This window comes from Propylenella binzhouense (genome assembly GCF_009866965.1).
Classification (GTDB): Bacteria; Pseudomonadota; Alphaproteobacteria; order Rhizobiales; family Afifellaceae; genus Propylenella; species Propylenella binzhouense.
The window spans coordinates 1-9,526 of record NZ_SPKJ01000129.1; the positions used below are offsets into that span (position 1 = coordinate 1).

General features: G+C 70.2%; 9 protein-coding genes. 6 read left to right on the forward strand and 3 right to left on the reverse strand.

The window, feature by feature from the left end; all coding sequences use genetic code 11:
- The 6 genes from E4O86_RS23290 to E4O86_RS20890 all read left to right on the forward strand — a co-directional run.
- Nucleotides 1–371: rhodanese-like domain-containing protein (locus tag E4O86_RS23290; protein ID WP_484573216.1), on the forward strand; the 371-nt coding region annotated here is incomplete at its 5' end.
- 127 nt (nucleotides 372–498) lie between these two features.
- A complete protein-coding gene (locus E4O86_RS20870) occupies nucleotides 499–1,605 on the forward strand; it encodes a mandelate racemase/muconate lactonizing enzyme family protein (RefSeq protein ID WP_161142482.1) in 1,107 nt (368 codons plus the stop codon).
- Nucleotides 1,595–3,127, forward strand: coding sequence for an acyl-CoA carboxylase subunit beta (locus tag E4O86_RS20875; protein WP_161142483.1), 1,533 nt, complete (start codon nucleotides 1,595–1,597; stop codon nucleotides 3,125–3,127). The genes E4O86_RS20870 and E4O86_RS20875 overlap by 11 nt, the downstream gene beginning before the upstream one ends.
- A gap of 10 nt (nucleotides 3,128–3,137) precedes the next feature.
- Nucleotides 3,138–5,324 (forward strand): acetate--CoA ligase family protein, encoded by a 2,187-nt coding sequence (locus E4O86_RS20880; RefSeq protein WP_161142484.1) that lies wholly within the window; start codon nucleotides 3,138–3,140, stop codon nucleotides 5,322–5,324.
- Between the two features lie 476 nt (nucleotides 5,325–5,800).
- Complete coding sequence (locus tag E4O86_RS20885) at nucleotides 5,801–6,124, forward strand: type II toxin-antitoxin system HigB family toxin (RefSeq protein WP_161142485.1); 324 nt, start codon at nucleotides 5,801–5,803, stop codon at nucleotides 6,122–6,124.
- Nucleotides 6,114–6,494 (forward strand): helix-turn-helix domain-containing protein, encoded by a 381-nt coding sequence (locus E4O86_RS20890; RefSeq protein WP_161142486.1) that lies wholly within the window; start codon nucleotides 6,114–6,116, stop codon nucleotides 6,492–6,494. Before E4O86_RS20885 ends, E4O86_RS20890 begins: the two co-directional genes overlap by 11 nt.
- Nucleotides 6,495–6,751: 257 nt before the next feature.
- On the opposite strand, the gene E4O86_RS20895 is transcribed toward E4O86_RS20890, so the two are convergent.
- The 3 genes from E4O86_RS20895 to E4O86_RS20905 are packed head-to-tail and all read right to left on the reverse strand — an operon-like array spanning nucleotide 6,752 to nucleotide 9,251.
- Nucleotides 6,752–7,624 carry a TrmB family transcriptional regulator gene (locus E4O86_RS20895; RefSeq protein ID WP_161142487.1) on the reverse strand — a complete coding sequence of 291 codons (873 nt, stop codon included), beginning with the start codon at nucleotides 7,622–7,624 and terminating at the stop codon, nucleotides 6,752–6,754.
- Nucleotides 7,625–7,663: 39 nt separating this feature from the next.
- The gene (locus tag E4O86_RS20900; RefSeq protein ID WP_161142488.1) at nucleotides 7,664–9,025 is read right to left on the reverse strand and encodes an ATP-binding protein; all 1,362 of its coding nucleotides are present in this window, start codon (nucleotides 9,023–9,025) and stop codon (nucleotides 7,664–7,666) included.
- 4 nt (nucleotides 9,026–9,029) lie between these two features.
- The gene (locus E4O86_RS20905) at nucleotides 9,030–9,251 is read right to left on the reverse strand and encodes an acyl-CoA carboxylase biotin carboxyl carrier protein subunit (protein WP_161142489.1); all 222 of its coding nucleotides are present in this window, start codon (nucleotides 9,249–9,251) and stop codon (nucleotides 9,030–9,032) included.
- Between the last annotated feature and the right edge of the window lie 275 nt (nucleotides 9,252–9,526).

Here is a 9,526-nt window from a genome sequence, read left to right on the forward strand (position 1 = left end):
CGCCCGCCGGGGCGGCGTGGTCGATCCGGCCCCGGCTCGGCCGCTCGCCCGCCGCGGGCGCCGCCGAGGCCGTGCTCATCGCGAGGGGCGAGATCGCCGCGCTCGCGGCTGTCGACCTCGCGGAACTCGGCACCAAGCGCATCGCCCGCTTCTCCGGCGGCATGGACGCGCTTGCGGCGGCGGGCTTCGCGATCGCTCCGCGCACGCTTCCGCCCGGGGAGGACATCGACTTCCTCCATTTCGTTCACGACCGCCATGACGGGAACCTCGAATCCTCGCGCCGCTATCTCGCCTGGGAGCAGGGCCTCGTCGCGCAGCTCGATCCGGGCGAGCGGGCGGCCTTCGCCGTCGCGGCGCCCGACCCGGCCTGACGCGGGCGCCCGCCTCCAAGCACGTTGCAATGTCCGACCGGGAGTAGTAGCAAGAGCAACAACTAATCCGGCGACGCGCCATTCCTCCCGCGAGGACCGGCGGACCGCGCCGATCCGGAGGGGGCTCATGGCAAGGATCACGCAAATCGGCCTGAGGCGGCTGAAGCTGCCGCTGATCCGCCCCTACCGCCTCTCCTACCGGACCTTCACGGAGTTCGAGCCGTTCCTGGTGACTGTGGCCGACGATGCTGGCCGGACCGGCTTCGCCGACGCGCATGTCTCGCCCGGATCGAGCAGGGAGACGCGCGAAGGCGGCTGGGCCTTCTGCCGCGCGCGCATCGAGGAGATCCTCGGCGAAGAGACCGGAGCGGCCAAGACGGCCGTGCTCGCCCGCTTCGAGGAGAGCAAGGTCGCCGCGACCGCGCTCGTCGCCGCGATCGAGGTGCTCGAGGACAACCCGCAGCTCGAAGTGCCCGAAACCGCGGAACTCCCGCTCCTGACGCCGATCAACGGCCTCACGGAGGCCGAGATCGGGCCCGAGATCGAGGACTGGCTGGCGAAGGGCTTCCGCACCTTCAAGGTCAAGGTCGGCAAGGACGTCGCCGCCGATCTCGCCCGGGTGCGGACGATCCAGAAGGCGATCGCGGGGCGTGCGACGTTCCGGCTCGACGCCAACCGCGCCTATGACCGGAGCGCCGGCATCGCCTTCGCGTCCGCACTCGATCCGGAGGGGATCGAGCTCTTCGAGCAGCCCTGCGATTCCGACGACTGGGAGGCGAACGCCGCGGTGGCGGCGGCGTCGGCCGTGCCGCTGATGCTCGACGAGCCGATCTGCACGCTCGCCGACATCGCCCGCGCCGGCGCGATCGCGAACGTGCGGTTCTGCAAGCTGAAGCTGAAGCGCTTCGGCGGGCTCGACCGCCTGCGCGAAGGACTGGATGCGGTGCGCGCCGCCGGCATGGAGCCGGTCCTCGGCGACGGCCTCGGCAGCGAGATCCACAACTGGCTGGAGGCCTGCGTCGCGCGGAGCACAATCCGCAATGCCGGCGAGTTCAACGGCTTCATCAAGCCGCGCGAGCGGCTGCTCTCCCCGCCCCTGCCGTTCGCGAACGGCTCGATCATTCTTCCCGCCGGGTACCGGCCCCGCCCGGACTGGACCCTGATCGACCGCTTCACCGCCGAGCGGCTCGATTTCACGACGACAAAGGCAAGGACAGCAACGCATGGCGCATGAGGCCCTGCTCGCCGATCTCGACGAGCGCCGGAAAGCGGCGAGCCGCCTGGGCGGCAAGAAGAAGCTCGAACAGCGCCGGGAACGCGGACAGCTAAACGCGCAGGAGCGGCTCGACGCGCTGGTCGATCCGGGGAGCTTCCTGGAGGTCGGCCTGCTCGGCGCCTCGTTCCTCGACGCCGATGCGCCGACAACCCCGCGCGACGGCAAGATCACCGGTTTCGCCCGGATCGACGGGCGCGATGTCGGGGTCGTGGTGAACGACTTCACGACCAAGGGCGCCTCGACCAGCGCCACCAATTCCAAGAAGATGGGCTATGTCCGCCGCACCTGCACGGAGAAGGGGATGCCCTTCGTGCATGTCGGCGAATCGACCGGCGCGCGGCTGCCGGACGCCATGGGCTCCAAGGGCATGGGGCTGCTGCTCGGCAACGACATCACGCAGTTCCGACGCATGCGCGACACGCCCTGGGCGGCGGCGGCGCTCGACACCTCGTTCGGCTCGTCCGCGTGGATGTGCTGCTGCTCCGACTTCGCGGTGATGAAGAAGGGCTCGATCATGTCGGTGTCAAGCCCCCGGCTCGTCTCCATGGCGATCGGCGAGAAGGTCGACCTGGAAGAGCTCGGCGGCTGGCGCCTCCACGCCGAGCAGACCGGCCTCATCGACCAGTTCGTCGATACCGACGAGGAGGCGATGGCGGCGCTGCGCGCCTTCCTCTCCTACATGCCGAGCCATAACGGCGAGCCGCCGCCGCGCGCGCCGACGAGCGAAGGCTCGGGCGAGGACCAGGAGCGCGTGCTGGAGATCGTCCCGGAGAAGCGCACCCAGGTCTACAACATGAAGAAGGTGCTCGAGGTCATCTTCGACAAGGGCAGCCTGTTCGAGCTCAAGCCGCGCTTCGGCAAGTCCGCGGTGGTCGCCCTCGCCCGCCTCGACGGCGCCTCGGTCGGCATCATCGCCAACAATCCGCAGGTCGGGGGCGGCGCGCTCTCCGCGGAGGCCTGCCGCAAGATCATCGACTTCACGGTCCTCTGCGACAGCTTCAACGTGCCGATCGTGCGCTTCATGGACACGCCGGGCTTCGTGGTCGGCACCGATGCGGAGCGGCGCGGCGCGCCCGGGCAGATCATGAACTTCATGAACGCGACCTGCCTGACGACGGTGCCCCAGGTCACGATCATCTGCCGGAAGGCCTATGGCCGCGCCTATGTCGCGATGGGCGGCGGCGCCCACAACGACGCGATGATCGCCTGGCCGATGGCCGAGGTGAGCTTCATGGACCCGGTCTTCGCGACCAACATCGTCCACAACCTCAACGCCGGCGAGGAAGGCTTCGAGGAGGCGCTCGCCCATATCCAGAAGGATCTCGAGATCTGGGACATGGCGCGGATCTTCTCGGCGCAGGACGTGATCAAGCCGCAGGAGACGAGGCGCTACCTCGTCCGCATGTTCGACATCCAGCGCCGGCGGCGCTCGGGCGGCGTCGGCCAGCACCTGATGCGCGCCTGGCCGACGAGCTATTGAGGCCCGGTCCGTGAACGCCCCGCTCCCCCTCCCCGCCGGTCTCGTGGCCGCGGCACGCGCCGAGGGCCGCGCCGCCCTCGACGAGGCCGCCGGCAAGGCCCTGCTCGGCGCCTACGGCATCCGCACGCCGCGCTCGGCGGTGGCGCGCGATGCCGCCGATGCCGAACGCAAGGCGGCCGCGCTCGCCGGCCCGTTCGTCGCCAAGGTCGTCTCGCCGGAGATCCTGCACAAGTCCGACGCCGGCGGCGTCGCGCTCAGCCTCGGAACGCCGGCGGAGGTCCGTGCGGCGGTCGAAACGATGGCGGCAAGGCCCGCCATCGCCTCGGCGCGGGTCGAGGGATGGCTCGTCGAGGAGATGATCCCGGCCGGCCGCGAGATGGTGGTCGGCGGCTTCCGCGACCCGCAATTCGGCCCGATCCTGATGGTCGGGCTCGGCGGCATCTTCGTCGAGGTGCTGAAGGACGTGGCCTTCCGCATCTGCCCGGTCTCGCGGGCGGACGCGGCCGCCATGCTCGACGAGCTGAAGGGTGCGGCGCTCCTGGCGGGTGCGCGCGGCGAGGCGCCGGTCGACCGCGCCGCGCTCCTCGATCTCCTCGTGAAGATCGGCGGCGAGGGCGGCCTGCTGACGGAGCTCGCCGACGAGATCGCGGAGCTCGACATCAATCCGGTGATCGTTTCGGCCTCCGGCGCCGTCGCCGCCGATGCGCGCTTCGTGCTCGCAAGGGAGCCGATGCCGGCGGCGGCCGGGCCGGACCCCGCCGGCTCCAGCCTCGAGACCTTCCGCCCGCTCTTCGAGCCGGCAAGCGTGGCGGTGCTCGGCGCCTCGGCGAAGGAGGTCGGCATCGCCAACACCTTCATCAGGCGCATGAAGGATTTCGGCTATCCGCACGCGATCTACCCGATCCACCCGAGCGCCGGGGAGATCGAGGGCCTGAAGGCCTATCCGAGCCTTGCCGCGACGCCGGAGCCGGTCGACTACGCCTATGTCGCGATGGGCGCGCAGCGGATCCCCGAGGTGCTCGCGGCCGCCGCCGGGCGCTGCCGGATCGCCCAGGTCATCTCGTCGGGCTTCGGCGAGGTCGAGGACGGCAAGGCGCTGCAGGAGGATCTCGTCGCAGCCGCGCGGAAGGGCGGCGTGCGCGTGCTCGGGCCGAACTGCCTCGGCACCTATTCGCCGCGCGGCGGCCTCACCTTTCCCGTCGGCGCGCCGAAGGAGGTCGGCACGATCGGGATCGTCGCCCAGTCCGGCGGGCTCAGCACCGACATCATCAAGCGCGGCCAGTGGCGGGGGCTCCGCTTCAGCGGGGTCGTCACCATCGGCAACAGCGCCGACGTGAAGCCGCACGAGCTCGTCGACTATTTCATGGCCGACCCGCAGACCGCCGCGATCGGCCTCTATCTGGAGGACGTGAAGGACGGCCGCGCCTTCTTCGACCTTCTGCGCTCGGAGCGGGCGACCAAGCCGGTGGTGATCCTGAAGGGCGGGCGGTCGGGCCGCGGCCGCGAAGCGGCGCTCTCCCATACCGGGGCGCTCGCCGGCGACGACCGGGCATGGGACTCGCTCGCGGCGCAGGCGCCCGTGGCGCTCGTGAAGACCGTCGACGCCTTCATCGACGTGCTGCTGGCGCTCCAGCACCTGAAGCTGCGGCCGGGCAAGCCGACCCATTCCGTCACGCTCTTCGGAAACGGCGGCGGATCGAGCGTGCTCGGCACCGACGCCTTCGCCGAGGTCGGGCTCGACGTCTCGCCCTTCGAGGGCGAGACGCGCCGGCTGCTCGAAGCCATGAAACTGCCGCCCGGCACGAGCGTCGCCAACCCGATCGACACGCCGGTGCGCACGCTCCAGGAGAAGGACGGCTGGGTCGCGGGCGAGATCCTCGACATCGTCTACGCGCACGCCCGGCCGGACGCCGTCGCCATGCATCTCAACCTCGCCGCCTTCGTCGGGCGCGGCAGCGTCGACCCGATCGACAACCTCTTCGCGGTGGTGGAGGAGACGCAGCGGAAATGGCCGGGAATCGCCCATTTCTGCCTGGCGCTGCGCAGCGACGGCTCGCCGGAGCTCGACGAGAAGCGGCGGCACTACCGCGACAAGGCGCGCGCCGCCGACGTTCCGGTGTTCGACGAGATCCCGGCGATGGCGCTCGCGCTCGCCGCAATCGGCCACCTGGAGCGGCGGTTCGCGGCGCGCGGGTGAGGCGACGCCGACGTAGGAGACGCGAGGCGGTGTCCTCCTTCTCCGCTGCTTGCTCTGTCGTCATGCCCGGGCTCCGACCCGGGCATCCAGCGGCGCCCGCTCTGCTTCGGCCGCCCATGGATCGCCGGATCAAGTCCGGCGACGACGACGGAGAGGGACGTGGCTTTGTCGCGCGCCGGCTGAGCCAACAGCATCGCGGCGGCGTTGCGGCGCTGCTTGCTCGGTTCGGAGAACCTGCCGCTCATTCCGCTCGGAGAAACTGCCGCTTGCTCCGTCGTCTTGCCCGGGCTCCGACCCGGGCATCCAGCCGCGCCCGCTCTGCTTCGACGGCCCATGGATCGCCGGATCAAGTCCGGCGACGACGACGGAGAGGGACTTGGTCGGTCCGGCGATGACGGCGGAGAGGGACGCGAGGCGGCGGGATCGCCGGGCCCGCACCGTTGATCCCAAAGCGGGATCATGATAGTACGATCGGCATGCGGATCATCGCCCGCCGGACCTTGCGGGAATTCGTCCAGAGCCTGGCGGGACAGAAGGACCAACGGGCGGTCAAAGCCGCGCTTGATGCCTGGTTCGACGAAGTCAGCAAGGCCGACTGGACGAGTTCCGCCGATGTAAGGCGGCACTACGCAACGGCGAGCATCGTCAACGCCGAGCGGATCGTCTTCAATATCAAGGGCAATGACTACCGTCTTGTCGTGGCGGTCGACTTTGAAAAGGGCATCGTCTGGATCAAGTGGATCGGCAGCCACAAGGCCTATGACAGGATCGACGTCACGGAGGTGAAGCATGGGGGCTGACCTGAAGCCGATCCGCACCGATGCGGACTATGAAGCGGCCCTTGCGGAGGCCGGGCGCCTGTGGGGCGCACGAAGCGGCACGCCCGAAGGCGACCGGCTCGACGTGCTGGCAACCCTGATCGACGCCTACGAATCCAGGCATTATCCGATGGACCCGCCCGACGCGATCGATGCGATCCTCTTCCGGATGGAGCAGCAGGGATTGACCCGCAAGGATCTGGAGCCGCTGATCGGCCCTCGCGGCCGCGTGGCGGAGGTGCTGAACCGCAAGCGCGGCCTTTCCATCGAGATGATCCGCAATCTGCACGAGGGGCTCGGGATCTCGGCCGAGATCCTGATCCGCCCCACCCGCCATGAGGAGGCCGCCTGAAATCGCTCCGGCGCGCAGGGCTGAGGCGATGACGTCGCGGCGGTGTTGCCGCGCCGTTCGTTCCGCTCGGAGAACCTGCCGCTTGTTCCGCTCGGGGGACCTGCCGCTTGTTCCGTCGTCGTGCCCGGGCTTGACCCGGGCATCCAGCCGCGTGCGCTCTGCTTCGGCCGCCCATGGATCGCCGGATCAAGTCCGGCGACGACGACAGTGGGGAGGCAGCGCCAGCGGAAAAGGCGACCCCGCGCCGAGCGCGCCTCTCAGGCCAGCCCCGTCCGCTCCTTGAAGGAGGCGATCTGCCCGGGCGAGAAGCAGGCCATGCGGATGTCGCGGAGATGCGGGCCGAAGGCGCTCTCGATGTCCCGCCCGAAGCGGGCGAAGATCTCGGCCATGTAGTAATCGTGGCGGATCAGGCTCTCCGCCATGTTCACGATCGGCCGGTTGCGGGTGTGGGCGGCGACCACCTCCTCGTCCATCGCCGCGGTCAGCATCTCGACATGGTCGACCGCCAGCGTGAACAGGTTGTCCGCCGTGCCCATGCGCACGCCGGTCGCCTCGTGCAGGTAGATCCGGCAGGCATCGGTGAACCGGAACTCGTCGGCATCCTGGCCGAAGAGGACGATCAGCAGCTCGACGCCGCGCTCCGCCGCCGCCCTCAGCGCCCCCTTGTGGCGGCGCAGGACCTCGTCCGCCGCCTTCACCCAGATGGCCTCGCGGCTCTCGGCGATGAGCGCGCCGATCCGGTCGTGGACGATCGCCTCGCCGCGCATGGTCCAGACATACTGGTCCTCGGCGCGCGGCTTCAGAGCGGCGAGCTTGCCGGCGAGGTCGGAGCAGAGCGCGTCGGTCTGCCGGGCGATCGCCTCGAGCAGCGTCCGCGGCTCGGCGGCGACGTAGCGCACCGGGTTCTCGCTGACGGGCAGGACCGCGCCGCGGCGGGCGAGCGCGTCGAGCGCGTGATAGGTGTTCGGGCGCGGAATGCCGGCCGCCTTGGCGATCTCGTAGGCGGTCGCCGGGCTCTCGCGCAGGAGCTGCACGTAGACGCGCGCCTCGTATTCGGTGAAGCCGAGCCGCCGCAGGTCGGCGAAGATGTCCGCCGACGGCAGTTCCTCGACTGCGAGCTTTCCGACCATTGCCGCTCCAGATCCGGGCCGCCCCTTCTTGGCAGCCGCTCAGGCGGCGAGCAAGTCGCTCCGCCGGGCCTCGATGAAGCCGGTATGGACGTCGCCGGCGGCGAAATGCGGATCGGCGAGGCAGGCGATCAGGAAGCTCCGGTTGCTCTTGATCCCCTCGATCTCCGTCGCCGAAAGCGCCTCGATCGCGCGGCGGCGCGCCGCGTCCCGGGTCTCGCCCCAGGCGATCAGCTTCGCCACCAGCGGATCGTAGAACGGGGTCACCGCGTCGCCCTCGCGATAGCCGCTGTCGACGCGGACATCCGGCATCCCCTCCGGCAGCCGGAACCGCTCCAGCCGGCCCGGCGACGGCATGAACATCTTCGCCGGGTTCTCGGCATAGAGCCGGCACTCCAGTGCATGGCCGCGGGCCGCGATCGCGCCCTGGTCGAGGCCGGCGAGCGCGCCGCGCGCGAAGTCGATCTGCATCGCCACGAGGTCGAGCCCGGTGATCGCCTCCGTCACCGGATGCTCGACCTGGATCCGGGTGTTCATCTCGAGGAAGAAGAATTCGAAGCTCTCGGCGTCGACGATGAACTCGACCGTGCCGGCGCCCTTGTAGCGGGTGGCGCGGCAGAGCCGGACGGCCGCCTCGGCCATCTCCTCGCGGGTCCCGGCCGGGAGGCCGGGGGCGCGGCTCTCCTCGATCACCTTCTGGAACCGGCGCTGGAGCGAGCAGTCGCGCTCGAAGAGATGGACGGCCTCGCCATTGCCGAAGCCGAATACCTGGATCTCGACATGGCGCGCCTTCGGCACGAAGCGCTCCAGGAACACGGCGCCGTCGCCGAAGGCCTTCTCGGCCATCGACTGGGTGCCGGCGACGACCTCCGCGAGCTTCTCCGGCGCGTCGACCCGGCGCATGCCGATCCCGCCGCCGCCGGCCGACGCCTTCACGAGGAGCGGATAGCCCACCTGCGCCGCGGCCTCGTCGAGGCCCGCAACATCGCCCGCCTCGAACCGCCGGCTGCCCGGCACGACCGGAACGCCGCTCGCCGCGGCGATGTCGCGGGCGCGCTGCTTGTCGCCCATCTGGCGGAGCGTCTCCGGCGACGGCCCGATCCAGGTCAGGCCGGCCTCGGCGACCGTGCTCGCGAAATCGGCGTTCTCGGACAGGAAGCCGTAGCCCGGATGGATCGCATCGGCGCCGCTCGCCCGCGCCGCCGCCAGCACGCGGTCGGCGCGGAGATAGCTCTCGCGCGCCGCGGCGGGCCCGACCGGAAGCGCCTCGTCCGCCTCCGCGACATGGGCCGCGCCGGCATCCGCCTCGGAGTGGATCGCCACGGTGGCGAGCCCGAGCTTGCGGCAGGAGCGGAAGATCCGCCTGGCGATCTCGCCGCGGTTGGCGACCAGCACCTTCCTCACGGCGTCACGCCTCGATCCGGGCGACGACGGTGCCTTCCGTCGCCACGTCGCCCTCGGCGACGAGGATCTCGACCAGCCTGCCGTCCTCCGGCGCGGCGACGGGGATCTCCATCTTCATCGATTCCAGGATCAGGATCGGGTCGTCCTCCGAAAGCGCGGCGCCGACCTCCGCGACGATCTTCCAGACGTTTCCGGTGATGTCCGTCTTGACGTCGACGATCGCCATCAGCCCGTTCCCCCGCGTTTCAAGACCGGGGGAAGATTTACGACCTTCCGGTAGTAGTTGCAACAGCAACAACGCTCGTGCGGCGGCCGGCGCGCCGCCGCGTCCCTCTCCGTCGTCATCGCCGGACCGACCGCATCCCCTGTCGTCATCGCCGGACTTGATCCACTGCTGTCCGGTTTGATTTCACGCCCATTGGAGGACCATCTGGTTGGAGGGTTCGGCGGGTGGATCGTGGCCGGTCAGCCGGTCGATGCGGCGCTTGTGCATGAGGTTGA